Source organism: Streptomyces sp. PsTaAH-124 (genome assembly GCF_000373685.1).
Lineage (GTDB): Bacteria > Actinomycetota > Actinomycetes > Streptomycetales > Streptomycetaceae > Streptomyces > Streptomyces andamanensis.
The window spans coordinates 400,245-420,571 of record NZ_KB892157.1 but is presented as its reverse complement, the minus strand read 5'-3'; the positions used below and the strand labels follow the sequence as shown (position 1 = coordinate 420,571).

The following is a 20,327-nucleotide window of genomic DNA, read 5'->3' as shown; positions in this document are numbered from 1 at the left end:
GGACCGCGGCCCGCTTCCCTCCGCTCCGCCGCTCCAGTCCGTCCCTCCGCCGTCCTCTCGTCGTCCTCTCGCCGTCCGGTCGTAGTCCCGTCGTAGTCCCGCTCGTCCTGTGTTGTCCAGGCGGTCGCGCTCGTGCTGTCCTCGTGCCGTCCTCCCGGCGCCCCGGCCGGCGAGCGGCCCCCGGCGGACGAGTGGCCCCGGCGGACGTGTGGCCCCGGCGGACGTGTGGCCCCGGCGGGGACCCGGCCGGACCTTCCGTCTCCGCCGTCCCGTGCCCGGCGGAGTCGCTCGACGGGCGGGCGGCGCCGTGTGAGAGCCTATCCACCCCGACTGATCTCATGTGTCCACTTCTGACCGTTTTTAAGCGCTTACGGGGTGTGACTCGGGCCACGCGGATTGGGCGTAACGCTCATGGGAACAACGCGATGACCTAAGAGGTGACAGCCGCGGAGGGAATACGGACGCCGTTCATGGCGCTGTGCATCTCCCCGGCCCCCGCCCGTCCCGTCGGCCCAATCCCCAGGCCGGTGGTCGGCTCCTGTCCATCCGAGGACGGGGCCGGAAGCCGTTTTCCAACGTTCCGAGAGGTTGTTCGTGTCGGCCAGCACATCCCGTACGCTCCCGCCGGAGATCGCCGAGTCCGTCTCTGTCATGGCGCTCATTGAGCGGGGAAAGGCTGAGGGGCAGATCGCCGGCGACGATGTGCGTCGGGCCTTCGAAGCTGACCAGATCCCGGCCACTCAGTGGAAGAACGTACTGCGCAGCCTCAACCAGATCCTCGAGGAAGAGGGTGTGACGCTGATGGTCAGTGCCGCGGAGCCAAACAAGCGCACCCGAAAGAGCGTCGCAGCGAAGAGCCCGGCCAAGCGCACCGCCACCAAGACGGTCGCGGCGAAGGCGGTGACCACCAGGAAGGCCACCGCCACCGCCACTCCGACGGCGCCGCCCGCCGCCGACACGCCGGTCGAGGACGACGCTCCCGCCAAGAAGGCCGCCGCCAAGAAGACGACCGCCGCCGCCAAGAAGACGGCGGCGAAGAAGACGACCGCCGCCGCCAAGAAGACGACGGCCAAGAAGACCGCGGGCAAGAAGGACGACGCCGAGCTCCTCGAGGACGAGGTGCTGGAGGACCCCAAGGGCGCGACGGAGGAGCCGGAGGGCGCGGAGAGCGCCGGTTTCGTGCTCTCCGACGAGGACGAGGACGACGCCCCCGCCCAGCAGGTCGCCGCGGCCGGAGCCACCGCCGACCCGGTCAAGGACTACCTCAAGCAGATCGGCAAGGTCCCCCTGCTCAACGCCGAGCAGGAAGTCGAACTGGCCAAGCGCATCGAGGCGGGTCTCTTCGCCGAGGACAAGCTGGCCAACTCCGACAAGCTGGCGCCGAAGCTCAAGCGCGAGCTGGAGATCATCGCCGAGGACGGCCGCCGCGCCAAGAACCACCTCCTGGAGGCCAACCTCCGTCTGGTGGTCTCCCTGGCCAAGCGCTACACCGGCCGCGGCATGCTCTTCCTGGACCTCATCCAGGAGGGCAACCTCGGTCTGATCCGCGCGGTCGAGAAGTTCGACTACACCAAGGGCTACAAGTTCTCCACGTACGCCACCTGGTGGATCCGGCAGGCGATCACCCGCGCCATGGCCGACCAGGCCCGCACCATCCGTATCCCGGTGCACATGGTCGAGGTCATCAACAAGCTCGCGCGCGTGCAGCGCCAGATGCTCCAGGACCTGGGCCGCGAGCCCACCCCGGAGGAGCTGGCCAAGGAACTCGACATGACCCCGGAGAAGGTCATCGAGGTCCAGAAGTACGGTCGCGAGCCCATCTCGCTGCACACCCCGCTGGGCGAGGACGGCGACAGCGAGTTCGGTGACCTCATCGAGGACTCCGAGGCGGTCGTCCCGGCCGACGCGGTGAGCTTCACGCTGCTCCAGGAGCAGCTGCACTCGGTGCTCGACACCCTGTCCGAGCGCGAGGCGGGTGTCGTCTCCATGCGCTTCGGTCTCACCGACGGCCAGCCCAAGACCCTCGACGAGATCGGCAAGGTCTACGGCGTCACGCGTGAGCGGATCCGCCAGATCGAGTCCAAGACCATGTCGAAGCTGCGCCACCCGTCGCGCTCGCAGGTGCTGCGCGACTACCTCGACTAGGACGACTCGTAGGACGACTCGCCAGGACCCGCGCGACACCGTGAGGCCCGGTTCTCCCCGTGGGGGAACCGGGCCTTCGTGCTGCGGCGCGCGCCCCTGTGCCCGACTCTGGGTGTTCGATGATCACCACAGAGTGAGGAGTGCGTATGCGACGCCGTATTGCCCGCGCCCTGGCCGGGCCGCTGGTGCTGGCGGCCACCGGGGCCGCGATACCGCTGATGAACGCCGCCCCCGCCGCCGCTGACAGCGTTGTCGTCGGGGGTTTCCCCGTCGATGTGGCCCAGAGCCCGTGGACCGTGGCGCTGTCCAGCCGTGACCGGTTCGGAGGTACGCGCGCGGGACAGTTCTGCGGGGCCGTGGCCGTCGCCCGCAACGCCGTGCTGACCGCCGCGCACTGCCTGTCCGGTGAGGTGGTCGGTGCGCCGCCGACACGGGATCTGAAGATCATCGAAGGGCGTACGGACCTGCTGTCCGGACAGGGCAAGGAGATCCGCGTACGCGCCACCTGGGTCAATCCGCGCTACGACCGGGCGACCAACTCGGGCGACTTCGCGGTGCTCACGCTGGCCGAGCCGCTGCCCCGCAGCGCCGTCATCCCGATGGCGGGCGCGGGCGACCCCGCGTACGCGCCGGGGACCGGTGCCCTCGTCTACGGCTGGGGCGACACGACCGGCGGCGCGGCCTACCCGCACAGCCTGCACGCGGCGCGGGTGCATGTGCTGCCCGACGCCCAGTGCGAGCGGGCGTATCCGGGCAGTGCGAACGGCACGTACGTGCCCGGGACCATGCTGTGCGCGGGCGAGAGCGCCGGGGGGCGGGACGCCTGTCAGGGCGACAGCGGGGGACCGCTGGTGGCACAGGGGCGCCTCATCGGGCTGGTCTCCTGGGGGGACGGCTGCGGGGAGGCGGGGAGTCCAGGCGTCTACACGCGGGTGTCCGATGTGGTGCGGACGCTGCGTGCCGCGCGGGGGTCCAAGGGCCTGCGGCAGTCCGTGGACGGGGCCTGAGCGGTCTCGGGCGGACATGACGACGGGCGGTCGCTCCTGTGGATCAGGAGTGGCCGCCCGTTTCGCCGGCCTGTGCCGGAGCTGGCTCGTCGTGCGAGATGGTCAGCGCTCTTCGTCGGGCGTGGTCGCAGGCACGGAGGTGAGGCGCTCCGTCTCATCCTGTATCTCAGCGGCGATCTTCTTGAGTTCCGGCTCGAACTTGCGACCGTGGTGGGCGCAGAAGAGCAGTTCTCCGCCGCTCAGCAGGACGACGCGCAGGTATGCCTGGGCGCCGCAGCGGTCGCAGCGATCAGCGGCCGTCAGCGGGCTCGCGGGGGTCAGAACAGTAGTCACGTCGCCTCTTCTCTAGCTCGACGAGCTGTCGTACCAGGGTCAACATCCAACCAGCCCCAAACGTTCCCGCTCGCGGCTTTTCCTCGAAAAATCTTCCCGAGGTGGCTGTCCGTTGCCGGTTTGGCGGCGAATGTGCCGTATTACGTTTCTGTGTGTCTTACGGGTTCGCGCTGTCGGTCATGGTCGGTCCTCCCCGGCCGGCTTGCCGGTTGTTCATGAGGACGTGCCCGGAGCCTAAATGGTTCATGCCCCGAAGGGAACGTGATATGTGCTTCACTCCATCGAGGGATCGAACGTACATGCGACGCCTCGACTAGTCTGAAGCGCCGCCGAGGGTTGCGTTACAAGGGCTCTACCAGGGCTCGGTACCCTCTGAGCGGCAACCCAAGCCGCGCCCTTACCCATCAGGGCCTCACCTGAAATTCAGCGAGGAGCGAACCGCGTGACCGCCGATACGTCCGTGCCGTCCACAGCGCTGCTGGCAGGAGCAGACCGTGACGGCTCCAACTACACCGCGCGGCACCTGCTCGTCCTCGAGGGACTCGAGGCCGTGCGCAAGCGCCCCGGCATGTACATCGGGTCGACCGACAGCCGCGGTCTCATGCACTGCCTGTGGGAGATCATCGACAACTCCGTGGACGAGGCCCTGGCGGGCGTCTGCGACCACATCGAGGTCGTCCTGCACGACGACGGCTCCGTGGAGGTCCGCGACAACGGCCGCGGCATCCCGGTCGACGTCGAGCCCAGGACCGGCCTGTCCGGTGTCGAGGTCGTCATGACCAAGCTGCACGCCGGAGGCAAGTTCGGCGGCGGCTCCTACGCCGCCTCCGGCGGTCTGCACGGCGTCGGCGCCTCCGTCGTCAACGCGCTGTCCGCCCGGCTGGACGTCGAGGTCGACCGCGGCGGCCACACGCACGCGATCAGCTTCCGGCGCGGTGTGCCCGGGGCGTTCACGGGCAACGGCCCCGACGCCAAGTTCGAGGCCGGCAGCGGGCTGCGCAAGGCCAAGAAGATCCCCAAGTCGCGCACCGGTACGCGCGTGCGCTACTGGGCCGACCGCCAGATCTTCCTCAAGGACGCGAAGCTCTCCCTGGAGAACCTGCACCAGCGCGCCCGGCAGACCGCCTTCCTGGTGCCCGGCCTGACCATCGTCGTGCGCGACGAGTACGGCCTGGGCGAGGGCGGCAGCAAGGGCGAGGAGTCCTTCCGCTTCGACGGCGGCATCAGCGAGTTCTGCGAGTACCTGGCGAGCGACAGGCCCGTCTGCGACGTCCTCCGCCTCAGCGGCCAGGGCACCTTCAAGGAGACGGTCCCCGTCCTGGACGAGCACGGCCAGATGACGCCCACCGAGGTCACCCGTGACCTCGGCGTGGACGTCGCCCTGCGCTGGGGGACCGGCTACGACACCACGCTGCGGTCCTTCGTCAACATCATCGCCACGCCCAAGGGCGGCACCCATGTCGCCGGCTTCGAGCAGGCCGTGACCAAGACGATGAACGAGGTGCTGCGGGCCAAGAAGATGCTGCGCGTCGCCGAGGACGACATCGTCAAGGACGACGCCCTGGAGGGCCTCACCGCCGTCGTCACGGTCCGCCTGGCGGAACCGCAGTTCGAGGGGCAGACCAAGGAGGTCCTCGGCACCTCGGCGGCCCGCCGCATCGTGAACAACGTGATCACCAAGGAACTCAAGGCGTTCCTGACCTCCACCAAGCGGGACGCCGCACAGCAGGCCCGCGTCGTCCTGGAGAAGGCCGTCGCCGCCGCCCGCACCCGCATCGCGGCGCGCCAGCACAAGGACGCCCAGCGCCGCAAGACCGCTCTGGAATCCTCCTCGCTGCCCGCCAAGCTCGCCGACTGCCGCAGCGACGACGTCGACCGCAGCGAGCTGTTCATCGTCGAGGGGGACTCCGCGCTCGGCACCGCCAAGCTCGCCCGGAACTCCGAGTTCCAGGCGCTGCTGCCGATCCGCGGCAAGATCCTCAACGTCCAGAAGTCGTCCGTCACGGACATGCTGAAGAACGCCGAGTGCGGCGCGATCATCCAGGTGATAGGAGCGGGCTCCGGCCGGACCTTCGATCTGGACGCGGCACGCTACGGCAAGATCATCATGATGACCGACGCCGATGTGGACGGCTCCCACATCCGCACCCTGCTCCTCACTCTCTTCCACCGCTACATGCGGCCCATGGTCGAGGCGGGCCGGGTCTTCGCCGCCGTGCCGCCGCTGCACCGGGTCGAACTGGTCCAGCCGAAGAAGGGCCAGGACAAGTACGTCTACACGTACTCGGACCGCGAGCTGCGGGACAGGCTGCTGGAGTTCCAGAGCAAGAACATCCGGTACAAGGATTCGATCCAGCGGTACAAGGGCCTCGGCGAGATGGACGCCGACCAGCTGGCCGAGACCACGATGGACCCGCGCCACCGCACCCTGCGCCGGATCAACCTCTCCGACCTGGAGGCTGCGGAGGGCGTGTTCGACCTGCTCATGGGCAACGACGTGGCCCCCCGCAAGGAGTTCATCGCCAGCTCGGCCGCGACGCTGGACCGCTCGCGCATCGACGCGTAGCGGTCGGCAGGGGCTTCACGGCACCCTGGCTGTGGCTGTGGCTGTGGCTGTGGCTGTGGCTGTGGCTGTGGCTGTGGCTGCGGTCGCCGGACCGTGCCGCGGTCGTGGTCGCGGTCGCGGCCACGACGCCGTTGTGCCGTCGGGGCGGGTGCCCCCGGCGGGCACGGCGGTGGGACGCCGACGAGGTCCGGGGGCCCGGGGGCCGGAGGCCGGAGTCTGGTGCCCGGAGTCTGGTGCACGGGGGCCGGGGCCGGGGGCCCGGTTGTCCACCCGTGGGTGGAGAATTCCGGCGCCGGGGATCCACCCTCGATCCACCCCCGGTCCGATCAGTCCGCCCGTGATTTTCCGTAGCGTCGAAGGCGTCGGCGGTTCTCGCCGCCGGCCTCTCCTTCCCGCTCATGGAGGCTCTGATGTCCGGGCTCGTCAACGTGCTGGTGATCGTCGCGGTCGCCGCGCTCGTGATCTCCAGGCAGTTCCGCGCCCGCCGGGTCGACGCGGACCGGCGCTGGTGGCTGCTGCCCGCGATCCTCGCCGTCGTCGCCCTGCGCGACCCGCACCTGATCGACGCCCACCATCAGGGCGAGGCCGTCGCGCTGCTCGTCGCCGAGCTGATCATCGGCCTGGGGATCGGAGCCGGCTGGGCCTGGACCTCCCGGATATGGGTGGAGGCGGACGGCGCCGTCTGGACCAGGACGACCAAGGCGGGGATCGCCGTCTGGACCGGAGGCATCGTCCTGCGCGCCGGTCTGTTCGGACTGGGCGAGCTGCTCGGTGTGCGCCAGGGCAGCCCGGCGCTGATGCTCGCGCTCGCCGCCACGCTGCTGGTGCGCTCGGGAGTCCTGGTCCAGCGCACCGGCGCCCTGGCGGCGGCGGACGACCGGACCGCGGCGTACGGTGACGGCAGGCCCCGGCCCGCGTGGAAGGAACACGCATGACGGAGAACGTCTGGACGCGCTGGCCCTCCCCGGAAGCGCTCGGCCGCGAGGGCATCTCACGGCCCCGGCGCCTCCTGGGCTGGGGGGTGCGGCTGCTGCTGGCCGCCATCCTGCTGTGGGGCGCCTTCCGCAACAGCCACGTCCACGCCTGGGGAGCCGCGGCGGCCGCGGCGGGCGTGCTGGTGGCCGCAGGCGCGTCCTGGGCCTTCTTCCGGACCACGCTCGCCCACCGGCTCGGACCGTCCCTGGCGCTCTTCTCGCTGCTCCTCGGAGTCGGCGCCGCCGCCCAGGCGGGGAGCTTCCACGATCCCGCCCTCGTCATCTGGTGCGCCTGCGCGGTCGCCGCGCTGGAGAGACTGCCGCTCGCGGTGGCCACCCCGCTGACGGGGATCGCGCTCGGCGCGTTCGCCACGTCCAACGACGACCGGTGGCTCACCACCGTCGTCACGGCGGTCGGTCTGGCACTCGCCGGCTATGTCCTGCGGCTCGACGCCGAGGCCCGCGCCGGTGCCCAGCGGCTGCTCGCCCAGGAGCGGGCCGCGCGGGCGGCGGAGGCGGAGTCGGCGGCGCTGGGGGAGCGGGCCAGGATCGCGCGGGAGATCCATGACGTGCTGGCCCACAGCCTCTCCGCCCAGCTCGTGCACCTGGAGGCCGCCCGGCTCCTCGTCGAGCGGGGCGCGGACCGGGACCAGATCCTGGAGAGGGTGGTCGCCGCCCGGGGCATGGCCCGCGACGGCCTCTCCGAGACCCGGCAGGCGCTGTCCGCGCTGCGCGGCGAACTGACCCCGCTGGAGGACTTCCTCGGCCAGCTCGTGGCGGCGAACGACGGGGCGGAGGTCACCGTCTCGGGTGAACGCAGACGGCTTCCCGCCGAGGCGTCCCAGGCCGTCCGCAGGGTCGCTCAGGAGGCCCTGACCAACGTCCGCAAGCACGCTCCGGGCGCCCGGGTCAGGCTCAGCCTGGACTACCGCGACGACCAGGTGGTGCTGGACGTGCGGGACTCGGGCGGTTCGCCCGGCGAACTGGCCGGGGCCGGCGGCGGGTACGGTCTGCTGGGCATGCGTGAGCGCGCCGAGCTGCTGGGCGGCTCGCTGGAGGCAGGGCCGCACGAGGAGGGGTTCGCGGTGACGTTGAAGGTGCCGGTATGACCGAGGAGGCTGTCGGGAAGCCCGCGCGGGTGGTGGTGGCGGACGACCAGACGGTGGTCCGGGAAGGCATCGTGATGCTGCTGGGGCTGCTGCCGGGCGTCGAGGTGGTGGGGTCCGCGGGGGACGGCGAGGAGGCCGTGCGGCTCGTCGCGGAGGTCGCGCCGGACGTGGTGCTGATGGACCTGCGGATGCCGCGCTGCGACGGTGTCGAGGCCACCCGGCGGATCCGCTCGCAGCACCCGGGGACACAGGTGGTGATCCTCACGACCTACGCGGACGACGAGTCGCTGTTCCCCGCGCTCAGGGCGGGGGCGCGGGGCTATCTGACCAAGGACGCGGGGGGTGACGAGATCGTCCGGGCGGTGCACAGCGTGCTGTCCGGGGACGCGGGGCTCTCGCCCGGCATCCAGCGGCGGCTGCTGGAGCGGCTGTCCGAGCCCGAGTCCCGCCACACGTCCGCCGATGAACCGCCGGACGGGCTCACGACGCGGGAGTGCGAGGTGCTGGTGCTGATCGCCGAAGGGCTGAGCAACCAGGAGATCGCCCGGCGGCTGCATGTCTCCACGGCGACTGTGAAGACGCACATCAACAACCTGTTCGCCAAGACGGGGCTGAAGGACCGTGCGCAGGCGGTGCGGTACGCGTACACGAAGGGCCTGGCGCGTCCTCCGGCGAGCTGAGTCACCTGATGGGGTGAAGCACGGGGAGAAGCGAGGCGGAGGGTCCGGCGGTTCTGACCATGCTGGGGCATGGAGTCGAACAACGGCCGTCCCGGCGGGGGCGGGAGCGGTCCCGGGGACCGGTTCGGGAGCGGCCAGGGACAGGGACGGCCGGAGTCGGGGCAGGACCGGGAGCGGGCGGCGCCCGAGGATCTGCGGCAGCGCGACCCGTGGTCCGACGAGCCCGGGACCGGCCGGGGAGAGGGAGAGGGGGCCGGGGCCCGTGGTGTGCGGGTGCCGGCGGCGCGCGGGGCCCGGTCGGACCGGGACGGTGACGGGGACGGTGCGGCGGCGGGCGAGGTGTATCTCGCGGTGCAGCGCAGCGCGGCGTTCCAGGAGGTGCGCAGCCGCTACCGGCGCTTCGTGGTACCGGCGGTGGTGGCCTTCCTGGGCTGGTACCTGGCGTACGTGGTCACCGCGACGTCCGTGCCCGGGTTCATGGCGCGGCCGGTGGCGGGCGCGGTGAACGTGGCGATGGTCGCGGGGGCGGGGCAGTTCCTCAGCACGTTCCTCCTGGCGTGGGCGTACGCGCGGCACGCTCGGCTGCGCAGGGACCGGGCCGCACTCGAACTGCGCTGGGAGACACAGGAGCTGACGCGGAGCGCGGTGCAAGGGGGTGGCGGGGCGTGACCGGTGATCATCAGAGGCTGGCGCTGGTGCTGTTCGGCGTGTTCGTGGCCGTCACGCTGGCCATCACCACCTGGGTGAGCCGCGGGCGGCACGGCTCGGCGGAGGAGTTCTACGCGGGCGGGCGGCTGTTCTCCCCGATGGAGAATGGTTTTGCCATCGCGGGGGACTACGCGTCGGCCGCCTCCTTCCTCGGGGTTCCCGGGCTGATCGCGCTGTTCGGCTACGACGGGGTGCTGTATGTGGTGGGCTTCCTCGTGGGCTGGCTGGTGGTGCTGTTCCTCGTCGCCGAACTGGTGCGCAACTGCGGGCGGTTCACGCTGGCGGACGTGGTGGCGGCGCGGCTGCGCGAGCGGCCGGTGCGGATCGCGGCGGGCACGTCCTCGGTCATGGTGTCCGTGCTGTACCTGGTGGCGCAGATGGTGGGCGCGGGCAGCCTGGTGGCCCTGCTGCTGGGCAGGACGGGCGCGGGCGGGGCGGCGCAGGGCTGGACGGTGATCGGCGTCGGCGCGCTGATGGTGGTCTATGTGTCGCTGGGCGGGATGCGGGCCACCACCTGGATCCAGATCGTCAAGGCCGTCCTCCTGCTGGGCGGGACCGTGGTGCTGACCGTGCTCGTCATGGTCCGCTTCCACGGGGACCTCGACGAGTTGCTGCGCGCCGCGGCCGGGCGCAGCGGGCACGGGGACGCCTTCCTGGCACCCGGACTCAGGTACGGCGGCGACTGGACGGCCCGGCTGGACTTCATCAGCCTCGGACTCGCGCTGGTGCTCGGCACGGGCGGGCTGCCGCACATCCTGTCGCGCTTCTACACGGTGCCGACCGCGCGGGCGGCGCGGCGTTCGGCGCTGTGGTCCATCGGGCTCATCGGCGGCTTCTATCTGATGACGATCGTGCTCGGCTTCGGGGCCGCCGCGATCGTGGGCCCGCAGGCGGTCCGCGGGGCGAACGCCGCCGGGAACACGGCGGTGCCCCTGCTCGCGCTCGATCTGGGCGGCGGCGCGGACTCCACGGGCGGCACGGTGCTGTTCGCGGTGGTCGCCGCGGTCGCGTTCGCCACCATCCTCGCGGTGGTCGCCGGGATCACCCTGGCCTCCTCGGCGTCCGTCGCCCACGACCTGTACGCGTCGCTGCGGCGCAGGGGTGGACGGGGGCCGGGCGAGGTGGCCGTGGCGCGGATCGCCGCCGTGGGCGTCGGTGTGGCCGCCATCGCCCTCGGCCTGCTCGCCCGCGACCTCAATGTCGCCTTCCTGGTGGGTCTCGCCTTCGCCGTGGCCGCCTCGGCGAACCTGCCGGTGCTGTTGTACTCGCTGTTCTGGCGGGGGTTCACCACCCGGGGCGCGGTCTGGGCCGTGTACGGCGGGCTGGTCCCGGCGCTGGGGCTCGTCGTGCTCTCCCCGGTGGTCTCCGGCAGCCCCGACTCGCTCTTCCCGGGGGTGGACTTCCAGTACTTCCCGCTCCAGAACCCCGGCATCGTCTCCATCCCGCTGGGCTTCCTGGCCGGCTGGCTGGGCACCGTCACCTCCGCCGAGCCGCCCGACGAGGCCCGGCACGCCGAGACGGAGGTGCGCTCGCTGACCGGGGCGGGCGCCGTGTGAGCGGCCCCGGACGCGTCGCACCGCTGGGTCCGCGGTCGTACCCCTGTGTCTGCGGTCGTATCCCTGCGCCCGCGTCGGCACCCGGGTACGCGCCGGTCCGCCCCCGCCCCCGCCGCCGCGACGGCTACGGCGCCACCCAGGCGTAGCGGTGCTCCGGGCGGCCCGTGTCGCCGTACCTCAGGGACAGGCGCAGCCGGCCGGCCTGTTCCAGGTGGCGCAGATAGCGCTGGGCGGTGGAGCGGCTCAGACCGGTGCGGGCGGCCACCTCGTGGGCCGACAGGGGCCGCGCCGCGCCGTGCAGCACACCGCAGATGAGATCCGTCGTCGGTTCCGAGTGGCCACTGGGCAGGCCGGGCGAGGCCGGTGCGGGCGCGGTGCGCAGCGCACCGAAGATCCGGTCCACCTGCTCCTGCCCGGCCACGCCCCGGCCGCCGACCCGGTCGACGGTGCGGCGCAAGGCGGCGTAGGAGTCCAGGCGGACGCGGAGCGCGGCGAAGGTGAAGGGCTTGACCAGGTAGTGCAGCGCGCCCAGGCGCATCGCCTGCTGCACGGTCGCCACGTCACCGGCCGCCGTGATCATGATGACGTCGGTGCGCAGGCCCTGGTCGCGCATGCGGTGGACGAGTTCGAGGCCGGTGCGGTCGGGCAGGTAGTGGTCGAGCAGGACCAGGTCGGTGCCGCCGCGCTGCACGGCGGCCAGTGCCTGGTCGGCACTGTGCGCGCGGGCGGTCACCCGGAATCCGGGAACCTTCCCCACGTATCTCGCGTTGATCTCAGCGACACGGAAGTCGTCGTCGACCACCAGGACGTCAATCATCGGGCCTCTCTCCGTCAAGGCCGGGCCGGTGTCGAGCCCGTGTTCCGGCTCCGATGTTGTAGCGCGAGCAAAACGAGCACAACAGGTGCCTGCGAGCAAAAGAACAGGTTGCGCCCAGAAGACTGCTGCCGTGGCGGGGGTCACACCTACCGTCCCGGGGCATGAGCGCAGACACCAGCCCCGCCATCGAGCTGCGGGGCGCGAGCAAGATGTTCAGGACCCCGTCGGGGGGCCTGCACACCGCGGTCAGGGATCTCGACCTCACCGTGCGGCGCGGTGAGTTCGTCGCCGTGGTGGGTCCGACCGGCTGCGGCAAGTCGACCACGCTGACGCTGGTCAGCGGCTTGGAGGAGCCCACCGAGGGCGAGGTGCTGGTGGCCGGGGAGCCGGTGGCCGGTGTCGGCGGCAAGGTCGGCTTCGTCTTCCAGCAGGACGCCACCTTCCCCTGGCGCACAGTGCTGTCCAACGTCACGGCCGGGCCGCGCTTCCGCGGCGTCCCCAAGGCGGAGGCGAAGGAGAAGGCACGGGCGTGGCTGGCCCGGGTCGGGCTCGCCGCGTTCGAGGACCGCTATCCGCACCAGCTCTCCGGCGGCCAGCGCAAGCGCGTCGCGCTCGCCGCGACCTTCGTCAACGACCCCGAGATCCTGCTCATGGACGAGCCGTTCTCGGCGCTCGACGTGCAGACCCGGGCGCTGATGTCGGACGAGCTGCTGGAGCTGTGGGAGGGCACCGGGTCCTCGGTCGTCTTCGTCACCCACGACCTGGAGGAGGCCATCGCGCTGGCCGACCGGGTCGTCGTGATGACGGCGGGACCCGCCACCGTGAAGCAGGTCTTCGACATCGGGCTGCCCCGGCCGCGCAAGGTCGAGCAGGTCCGGTTGCGGAGCGAGTTCATCGACATCTACCGCGAGATCTGGGAGTCCCTGGGCGAAGAGGTCCGCATCACCCGTGAAAGAGGTGCCGCCCATGTCGCCTGAGGTGCTCAGCACACCGGTCGCCGAGACCGCGAAGACATCCGGCCGGGCGCACTCCCGGGCCCGTGCCGCCCGCAGGCGGAAGGTGATCGTCACCGCGGGCCGCGCCCTGCTCCTGGTGGCCGTGCTCGGCCTGTGGGAGGCGCTGTCGCGGGCCGAGGCCATCGACCCGTTCAACTTCTCGATGCCCTCGAAGATCTGGGACCAGATCTGGACCTGGATCACCCACGGCACCGCCCTCGGCTCGCTCGGCGAGCAGATCTGGTACACGCTCTACGAGGCGCTGCTCGGCTGGGTGGTCGGCGTGGTGGCCGGTGTGGTCCTCGGGATCGCGCTCGGGCGCGTCGCCTTCCTCGCCGACGTCCTCGGCCCGTACATCAAGGTGCTCAACTCCATCCCGAGGATCGTGCTCGCCCCGATCTTCGTGATCTGGTTCGGGCTCGGCCCGGTCTCCAAGATCGCCTCGGCCGTCGTCCTGGTCTTCTTCCCGGTGTTCTTCAACGCCTTCCAGGGCGCCCGCGAGGTCGACCGCAACCTCGTCGCCAACGCGCGGATCCTCGGCGCGAGCGACCGCAGGGTCACGCTCCAGGTGGTCATCCCGTCCGCCACCTCCTGGATCTTCACCAGCCTCCACGTCAGCTTCGGCTTCGCGCTGATCGGTGCCATCGTCGGCGAGTACATCGGCGCCACCAAGGGCATCGGGCTGCTCGTCGCGCAGTCCCAGGGCACCTTCAACGCGGCCGGTGTGTACGCCGCGATGGTCATCCTCGCCGCCGTCGCCCTGGTCGCCGAGGGGCTGCTCACCTTCGCCGAGCGCCGCATCTTCCGCTGGAAGCCCGCCGACTCCGGTCACTGAGCCGCCCTCGCCCGTACCCCGCCTGTACTCGCCCCTCCGTACGGACGCACCCGCACCCCGCCGCCGTACCGGCCTCCCCAAGGACGTGAATCCGCCATGCGCACAACCACCAGACTCGCGGCGTCGGCCGCCGCCGGACTGCTCGCCCTGTCCTCCCTCACCGCCTGCGCCAACGACGCGGCCGGCTCGGCGTCCGGCAGCGGCGGCGGGGGAGACGGCAAGGGCGAGCACGTCAAGATCATGGTGGGCGGCCTCGACAAGGTCATCTACCTGCCCGCCATGCTCACCCAGCGCCTCGGCTACTTCTCCGCCGAGGGCCTGAACGTGGAACTGCTGAGCGAACCCGCCGGGGTCCAGGCCGAGACCGCGCTCGTCTCCGGCCAGGTCCAGGCCGCCGTCGGCTTCTACGACCACACCCTCGACCTCCAGGTCAAAGGCAAGGACATCGAGTCCGTGGTGCAGTTCTCGCACGCGCCCGGCGAGGTGGAGGTGGTCTCCGAGAAGGCGGCGGCCGACATCACCTCGCCCAAGGACTTCAAGGGCAAGAAACTCGGCGTCACCGGGCTCGGCTCCTCCACCGACTTCCTCACCAAGTACCTGGCGGTCAAGAACGGCGTCGGCGTCGGCGAGTTCTCCCCGGTCGCCGTCGGCGCCGGACCGACGTTCGTCTCCGCGCTCCAGCAGGGCTCCATCGACGGCGGTATGACCACCGACCCGACCGTCGCGACCATCCTGGCCAAGAAGGCGGGCCGGGTCCTCGTGGACATGCGGACCCCGGAGGGCTCCCGGCAGGCGCTCGGCGGCCCCTACCCGTCGTCCAGCCTCTACATGCAGTCCAGCTGGGTCGACGGCCACAAGGACACCGTGCAGAAGCTCGCGAACGCGTTCGTGAAGACCCTCCGCTGGATGTCCGCCCACAGTGCCGACGAGATCGCCGCCAAGATGCCCGCCGACTACTCCCAGGGGGACAAGAAGCTCTACGCCGACTCGATCCGCAGCACCCTGCCGATGTTCACCGAGGACGGCGTCATGCCGGCGAACGGCCCCGAGACCGTGGAGAAGGTCCTCAAGGCGTTCAACCCCGCCGTCAAGAACGCCACCGTGGATCTGAGCAGGACGTTCACCACCGAGTTCGTCGAGAAGGCCGCGGGCTGAGCCCGTACCGGTACAAGAGCGCCGGGCCCGTACCGGCGCACGAGCGAGGACACGGCCCGCGCCGCACACCGGCGCGGGCCGCCACGGCTCAGCCCGGGGCGGCCGCGGGCTCCTCCAGCGCCTCGGGCAGTACCACCGTGAACTCCGCGCCGCCGCCGTGCGCCGCGCCCGCCGTCGCGGAGCCGCCCTGCCGCTCGGCGAGCCTGCGCACCAGGGAGAGCCCGATGCCGCGCTTGCCGTGCGCCGGGGGCCGCTTGGTCGACCAGCCCTCCGTGAAGACCGATTCGCGCAGCTCGGGCGGGATCCCCGGCCCGGTGTCGCGGACCCGGAGGACGGCGCTGCGCCCGCGGGTGCGCAGCTCGACCTCCACGCGCGCGTGCGGGGTCGCCGCCACGGCGTCGAGCGCGTTGTCCACCAGGTTGCCGACGACCGTCACCAGGCCCCGGGGATCGACCAGCCGGTCCGGCAGCCAGGTGCGGTCCGAGATCCACAGCGCCACCCCGCGTTCGGCGGCGACGGTCGCCTTGCCGACCAGCAGCGCGGCGAGCAGCGGGTCCTGGATCCTCTCGGTGACCTGTTCCGCCGTGGCCCGATGGTCGCCGACCACCTCGCCGATGAACTCCGCCGCGTCGTCGTACATCTCCAGCTCCAGCAGGCCGAGCAGGGTGTGCATCCGGTTGGCGTGCTCGTGGTCCTGGGCGCGCAGCGCGTCGATCAGACCATGGGTGGAGTCCAGTTCCCGGCCCAGCTGCTCCAGTTCGGTGCGGTCGCGCAGGGTGGCGACGGCGCCTCCGTCGTCGGTGGGCATGCGGTTGGCGACCAGGACGCGCTGGCCGCGCACGGTGAGCAGGTCCGTGCCGGTCACCCGCCCGGCCAGCACATCGGTGGTGCGGCCCGCGCCGAGCGCCTCGTCCGGTGACCGGCCGAGCGCCTCGTCGCCGATGCCGAGCAGCCGTCGCGCCTCGTCGTTGAGCAGCCGGACCCGCCCGCCCCGGTCCAGGGCCACGACGCCCTCCCGTATCCCGTGCAGCATGGCCTCCCGCTCGGCGAGCAGCCCCGCGATGTCGGAGAACGCCAGGTCCCGGGTCTGCCGCTGCACCCGGCGCGAGACCAGCCAGGCGGCCAGCGCCCCGACCGCGAGCGCGCCGCCCGCGTACGCGAGCAGCCCGGGGATGGCGTCCACCAGCCGGGCGCGCACGCTGTCGTAGGCGATGCCGACCGAGACCGCGCCGACGATGCGGTGGTCACCGTCGTAGAGCGGCACCTTGCCGCGGGCGGAGCGGCCCAGGGTGCCGGTGTCGATCTGCATCACCTCCCGACCGGTGAGCGCGGCGCTCGGGTCGGTGGAGACGGGCTCGCCGATCTGCTCCGGGTCGGCGTGCGACCAGCGGGTGCCGGCCGTGTCCATCACCACGACGTACTCGGCGCCCGTCGCCCGCCGGATCGCCTCCGCCCGCCGCTGCACGGGCCCGCTGACGCTCGGGGCGGTGTGCAGGAGGTCGTGGACGATCTGCGGGTTCTCGGCGGTGGTCTCGGCGATGGCCAGCGCGCGGCGCATCGCCTGGTCGTCCAGCTGATGGCTGAGCGGGGCCAGGAACAGGCCGGTCGCCAGGACCGCGACCGACGCGGCGATCGCCAGTTGCGTCAGCAGGACCTGGGAGAACGCCCGCCGGGGCAGACCCAGGCGACGGCGGCGTACGGGGGCGGTGGTGCTCATGGCGACGACCGTACGGTGCGGTGCGCGGCCGTCCCAGGGGTCGTGCGCCGCGGATCCGGCGGATTCAGCGGGGTGCGTGGGGCAGGGACAGTTCGCGGACGGCCAGGACGTCCATGCGGGCCGGGGTGCCCAGGACCGCGGCGCCGCAGCTCTCCGGGCGGGGCGGCCCGGCGGCGCCGCGCGCCACGGTGACGTGCCAGCGGCGGCCGTCGGTGTGGGCGACGGTCACCTCCCAGCACGGCGTGCCGTCCTCGGCCGCCGGTGCGCCGTGCGGGCCCGGTGCGGCCGGGGCGGGCAGCGCATCGGTGCCGACGACGCTCAGCGCGTCCGCGCCGTGCTCGCCGCTCAGGGCGCGCACGGCCAGCTCGGCGGCCTGCGCGGGCCGCTCCCACGCGCTGCGGCCCCGGCAGCCGTCGAGGCTGATCCGGCCCTCGCGCAGCCCGCGCAGGGCGTCGCGGACCGCGCCGGTCTCGGCGCGGCCGTACGCGTAGCCGTGCGGGAGCAGGAGCAGCGTGGGGGAGAAGCGGTGGCCGCCGAGGTGGGAGACCTCCCAGACGCCGTGCTCCCCGGCGGCGGCCAGTTCCGCGGCCAGCGGCCTGCCCAGCAGGGCGCAGCAGCGGTCGCGCTTGCCGTTGGTGCAGACGAGGGCGAGCGGGCCCGCGGTGTGCGGCACGCCCCGCAGGACCGTGTCGAAGGTGTGGTGTTCACCCCTGCCCAGCGCAGCGAAGTCGAGACGCAGCAACTCCTCCGGTGCGGCGGTATATGCGGAGCGCACCCAGCCGTTGCCGGGCAGGGTGTGCGCGGCGTACACCTGTCGTACGGACTGCGTACGGCAGTCGGCGTGCCGTCCCGGGCGCCGGACCAGGGCGATCCGTACGCCGGTGCCCTCGGCCGCCCGCTCCAGCGCGCGGCCCAGCTCCGGGTCCAGATGGCTGGAGGTGAGCGCCTTGGCGCCCCAGGGGCCGGGCTGTTCCAGCAGCAGCCAGGTCGTCGCGGTGGGCGCGGTGGCGCCCTGCGCTTCGCCGAGCTGCCGGGAAACGGTCGTGCACGTACTCACAGGGGCGAGCCTACTGCGGCCCGCGGGCCGTCGATCGCCCGGCACCACCCGCGCCCGGCACCGGCGCCCGGTACCCGCGCCCCCATGGGCGTCCCGCCGAGGGCCCGCCGAGGTCCCGCCGGAGGTCCACAGGGCGTTCCGCCGAGGTCCGCCGGGTGGGCCCGGTCCGCCCTGACATGTCAGCTCCTGTCAGAGTCGGGGGCCCCGGCGCGGTGGTCTCACTAGGGTGACGGAGCAGGCGTGGGCGGCACGTCGGTTCCGTTCGCCACGGGGTGGGCCGTGGTGCTGAGTTCCTTGGATGAGGGGGGCGACCGGGGCGGCGGACCGATCCCCGCACGATCGACGACGTGCCGGCCACGCCCGCCGTGAGGGTGCGAGGAGTCAGCCGTCCTGCCGAAAGGGAACAGCCATGAGCACTGCCCCCGCCGTCCCGAGCACCGCGCTCGTCACCGGCGCGTCCTCCGGGCTCGGCACGGAGTTCGCCGCCCAGCTCGCCGCCCGGGGCCACGACCTGGTCCTGGTGGCCCGCTCCCGGGACCGGCTGGAGGAGGTCGCCGCCGAGCTGGCGCGCGTCCACGGCGTCAAGACCCACGTGGTGGTGCAGGACCTGGCCCGGCCCGACGCCGGACGGCAGGTGGCCCGCGAACTCGCCGACCGGGGGATCCGCGTCGACCTGCTGGTCAACAACGCGGGCTTCGGCACCGGCGGCCGGTTCGAGGAGATCGAGCCGGAACGCGACCACGACCTGCTGATGGTGAACGTCGTCGCGCTCGTCGACCTCACCCACGCCCTGCTGCCCGGCATGCTGGAGCGCGGCACCGGCGCGGTCCTCAACGTGGGCTCGACCGCCGGCTACCAGCCCAGCCCCTACCTGTCGGTCTACAGCGCCTCGAAGACGTTCGTGCTGAACTTCTCGATGGCCCTGCGCGAGGAGGTGCGGGGGCGGGGCGTGCGGGTGACCGCGCTGTGCCCCGGACCGGTCGAGACGCGGTTCTTCGAGGTCCTCGGCACCCGCGACGCCGCCGTGGCGGGCAGCTTCACCACGCCCGAGCCGGTGGTGCGCGCGGCCCTGGCGGCGCTCGACCGCAACCGTGCCTATGTGACGCCCGGCCTCGGCAACGCGCTGATGGCGCATCTGACGCCGCGCCGCCCCCGCACCCTGGTGGCCCGGGTCGGCGAACGGATCTGCCGCAAAGTGCTGGGGACGGCGCCGCGCCCGGCCGCGCCCGCTCCGCAGAGCCTCACCGGCTGAAGCGCGGGTGCGTTCCCGACACTCCCGCCCCGCGCGCGGCCCACGGGGCGGGGTCCGGCAGCCCGGCGCCGTGCGGCGCTCAGCCGAAGCGGTCCGGCGAGAGGAAGTCCAGCCCGGCGGCGCCCGCCGCGCCCTGCACCAGGTCGGCGAGGGCGTCGCCGACACCCGGCGCGTACGCCGCGCTGTCCGCACCGCCACCGCCCGCGACGACCAGGCGCGGATCGCCGCCCGGACGGCCGCACACGAACAGGCCGTCCGGAGTACGGGTGCGGGTGCCCACCGCCGTACGGACGGGCAGCGTCTCCAGGCCGGGCACCTTGGCGGGCAGCACCCGCGCCAGGTCCGACCAGTCGTCGGCGGTCACCGAGCGGTCGGTGTCCTCGGGGTCGACCGGCTTGGCCGCCCCGCCGTCCTCAAGACCCAGACCGACGTCGTCGCCGCCCTGCGCGCCGCTGCCCCACAGGATCCGGCCGTCGTCCAGCTCCCGCCGGAACACCGGGAAGCCCTCCAGGTCGAAGCCGCTGTCCGCCACGTCCAGCGGACGGAAGCGGGAGAAGGGTGCGCGGACCGGCTGCACCGGCAGGCCGGGCACCAGCCCCGGCAGCCACGCACCCGCCGTCAGCACCGCCTGGCGCGCGGTCACCGAACCCGTGGCGGTGTGCAGCCGCACCCCGCCCGGCACCCGTTCGACCCGGACCACCCGCGAGTCGGTGTGCACCCGGGCACCGGCGCGCTCGGCCAGCGCCACCGCGGCCCGTACCGCGCGCCGCGGCCGCACCAGTCCGGCGGAGGGCTCCCACACGCCGATGTGGTGGGCCGGCACCCCGGTGTGGCGCGGGAAGCGGAAGCGCAGCGCGGTCGCCGTGAAGGTGCGCACCGGGACGCCGTGCGCACGGGCCGTGCGCAGCGCGCCGCCCGCGAGCGGGCCGCTCTCCGGGCCGATCAGCAGTCCGCCGCAGGGCGTGAACAGCCCGTCCTGCCCGGCGCGGGCCAGCTCCGCCCACAGCTGCCTCGATCTGCGCGCCAGCGGCAGCAGGCCGGGATGCTCGGCGCCCGTCAGGCGGACCATGCGGGCGCCGCCGGACGAGGAGCCGAGCGCGTGCCCCGGCGTGAAGCGTTCCAGACCGATGACGTCCACGCCCCGGGCCGCCAGCCGCCATAAGGCCGACGCCCCCCAACTTCCCAGACCCACCACCGCGGTCTCGGCATCCCAACGTGTCATGTCCGCCTGCTCCCTGGGTCGTGTCACGGTGCCCGGCCAGCCGAACACGGCCCCGTGCGCCCGCGCATGAGTAACCGTCACTCAGCTCGCTGCCCCGCGCGCCCCCGGCACGGTCCCGGCCGGGGCCGCCCGGCCCCGTGCCCGGCCCGGCGGCGGCCCCGGTTTGGAGTACCTGAGTACTCATGCGCCCGGGGCGGCG

General features: G+C 72.7%; 17 protein-coding genes. 12 read left to right on the top strand and 5 right to left on the bottom strand.

Features of this window, described 5'->3' with window-relative positions; all coding sequences use genetic code 11:
• Positions 1–594 precede the first annotated feature (594 nt).
• Positions 595–2,145 carry an RNA polymerase sigma factor gene (locus B086_RS0101605; RefSeq protein ID WP_037872632.1) on the top strand — a complete coding sequence of 517 codons (1,551 nt, stop codon included), beginning with the start codon at positions 595–597 and terminating at the stop codon, positions 2,143–2,145.
• A 146-nt stretch (positions 2,146–2,291) separates the two neighbouring features.
• A complete protein-coding gene (locus B086_RS0101600) occupies positions 2,292–3,152 on the top strand; it encodes a S1 family serine peptidase (RefSeq protein ID WP_018564672.1) in 861 nt (286 codons plus the stop codon).
• 102 nt (positions 3,153–3,254) lie between these two features.
• Here the strand turns inward: B086_RS0101600 and B086_RS0101595 are convergent, their stop codons facing one another.
• Positions 3,255–3,485 (bottom strand): DUF7455 domain-containing protein, encoded by a 231-nt coding sequence (locus B086_RS0101595; RefSeq protein ID WP_018564671.1) that lies wholly within the window; start codon positions 3,483–3,485, stop codon positions 3,255–3,257.
• 442 nt (positions 3,486–3,927) lie between these two features.
• Between B086_RS0101595 and B086_RS0101590 the strand changes: the two genes are divergently transcribed.
• The 6 genes from B086_RS0101590 to B086_RS0101565 all read left to right on the top strand — a co-directional run bounded on the left by B086_RS0101590 (position 3,928) and on the right by B086_RS0101565 (position 11,078).
• A complete protein-coding gene (locus B086_RS0101590) occupies positions 3,928–6,051 on the top strand; it encodes a DNA gyrase/topoisomerase IV subunit B (protein ID WP_018564670.1) in 2,124 nt (707 codons plus the stop codon).
• Between the two features lie 410 nt (positions 6,052–6,461).
• Positions 6,462–6,986: a CcdC protein domain-containing protein gene (locus B086_RS0101585; protein ID WP_018564669.1), complete on the top strand. Its 525-nt coding sequence runs from the start codon at positions 6,462–6,464 to the stop codon at positions 6,984–6,986.
• Positions 6,983–8,134: a sensor histidine kinase gene (locus tag B086_RS0101580; RefSeq protein ID WP_018564668.1), complete on the top strand. Its 1,152-nt coding sequence runs from the start codon at positions 6,983–6,985 to the stop codon at positions 8,132–8,134. The genes B086_RS0101585 and B086_RS0101580 overlap by 4 nt, the downstream gene beginning before the upstream one ends.
• Positions 8,131–8,814, top strand: coding sequence for a response regulator transcription factor (locus tag B086_RS0101575; RefSeq protein WP_018564667.1), 684 nt, complete (start codon positions 8,131–8,133; stop codon positions 8,812–8,814). The genes B086_RS0101580 and B086_RS0101575 overlap by 4 nt, the downstream gene beginning before the upstream one ends.
• 69 nt (positions 8,815–8,883) lie before the next feature.
• Positions 8,884–9,483, top strand: a complete 600-nt coding sequence (locus B086_RS0101570) for a DUF485 domain-containing protein (protein ID WP_018564666.1) — start codon at positions 8,884–8,886, stop codon at positions 9,481–9,483.
• Positions 9,480–11,078: a cation acetate symporter gene (locus B086_RS0101565; protein ID WP_018564665.1), complete on the top strand. Its 1,599-nt coding sequence runs from the start codon at positions 9,480–9,482 to the stop codon at positions 11,076–11,078. Before B086_RS0101570 ends, B086_RS0101565 begins: the two co-directional genes overlap by 4 nt.
• Positions 11,079–11,202: 124 nt before the next feature.
• Here the strand turns inward: B086_RS0101565 and B086_RS0101560 are convergent, their stop codons facing one another.
• Positions 11,203–11,895, bottom strand: coding sequence for a response regulator (locus B086_RS0101560; RefSeq protein ID WP_018564664.1), 693 nt, complete (start codon positions 11,893–11,895; stop codon positions 11,203–11,205).
• Positions 11,896–12,056: 161 nt separating this feature from the next.
• On the opposite strand from B086_RS0101560, the gene B086_RS0101555 reads away from it, so the two are divergent.
• From B086_RS0101555 to B086_RS0101545, 3 genes are all read left to right on the top strand, one after another.
• Positions 12,057–12,872, top strand: coding sequence for an ABC transporter ATP-binding protein (locus B086_RS0101555; protein WP_018564663.1), 816 nt, complete (start codon positions 12,057–12,059; stop codon positions 12,870–12,872).
• Positions 12,862–13,725 (top strand): ABC transporter permease, encoded by an 864-nt coding sequence (locus tag B086_RS0101550; RefSeq protein WP_018564662.1) that lies wholly within the window; start codon positions 12,862–12,864, stop codon positions 13,723–13,725. The genes B086_RS0101555 and B086_RS0101550 overlap by 11 nt, the downstream gene beginning before the upstream one ends.
• Positions 13,726–13,821: 96 nt before the next feature.
• Complete coding sequence (locus B086_RS0101545; RefSeq protein ID WP_018564661.1) at positions 13,822–14,880, top strand: ABC transporter substrate-binding protein; 1,059 nt, start codon at positions 13,822–13,824, stop codon at positions 14,878–14,880.
• Positions 14,881–14,968: 88 nt separating this feature from the next.
• Here the strand turns inward: B086_RS0101545 and B086_RS38925 are convergent, their stop codons facing one another.
• A complete protein-coding gene (locus tag B086_RS38925; RefSeq protein WP_018564660.1) occupies positions 14,969–16,597 on the bottom strand; it encodes an ATP-binding protein in 1,629 nt (542 codons plus the stop codon).
• Positions 16,598–16,661: 64 nt separating this feature from the next.
• Positions 16,662–17,654 carry a sucrase ferredoxin gene (locus B086_RS0101535; RefSeq protein ID WP_018564659.1) on the bottom strand — a complete coding sequence of 331 codons (993 nt, stop codon included), beginning with the start codon at positions 17,652–17,654 and terminating at the stop codon, positions 16,662–16,664.
• Positions 17,655–18,063: 409 nt separating this feature from the next.
• Between B086_RS0101535 and B086_RS0101530 the strand changes: the two genes are divergently transcribed.
• A complete protein-coding gene (locus B086_RS0101530; protein WP_018564658.1) occupies positions 18,064–18,906 on the top strand; it encodes an SDR family NAD(P)-dependent oxidoreductase in 843 nt (280 codons plus the stop codon).
• Between the two features lie 79 nt (positions 18,907–18,985).
• Here the strand turns inward: B086_RS0101530 and B086_RS0101525 are convergent, their stop codons facing one another.
• The gene (locus tag B086_RS0101525) at positions 18,986–20,128 is read right to left on the bottom strand and encodes an FAD-dependent oxidoreductase (protein WP_026251996.1); all 1,143 of its coding nucleotides are present in this window, start codon (positions 20,126–20,128) and stop codon (positions 18,986–18,988) included.
• Positions 20,129–20,327 lie beyond the last annotated feature (199 nt).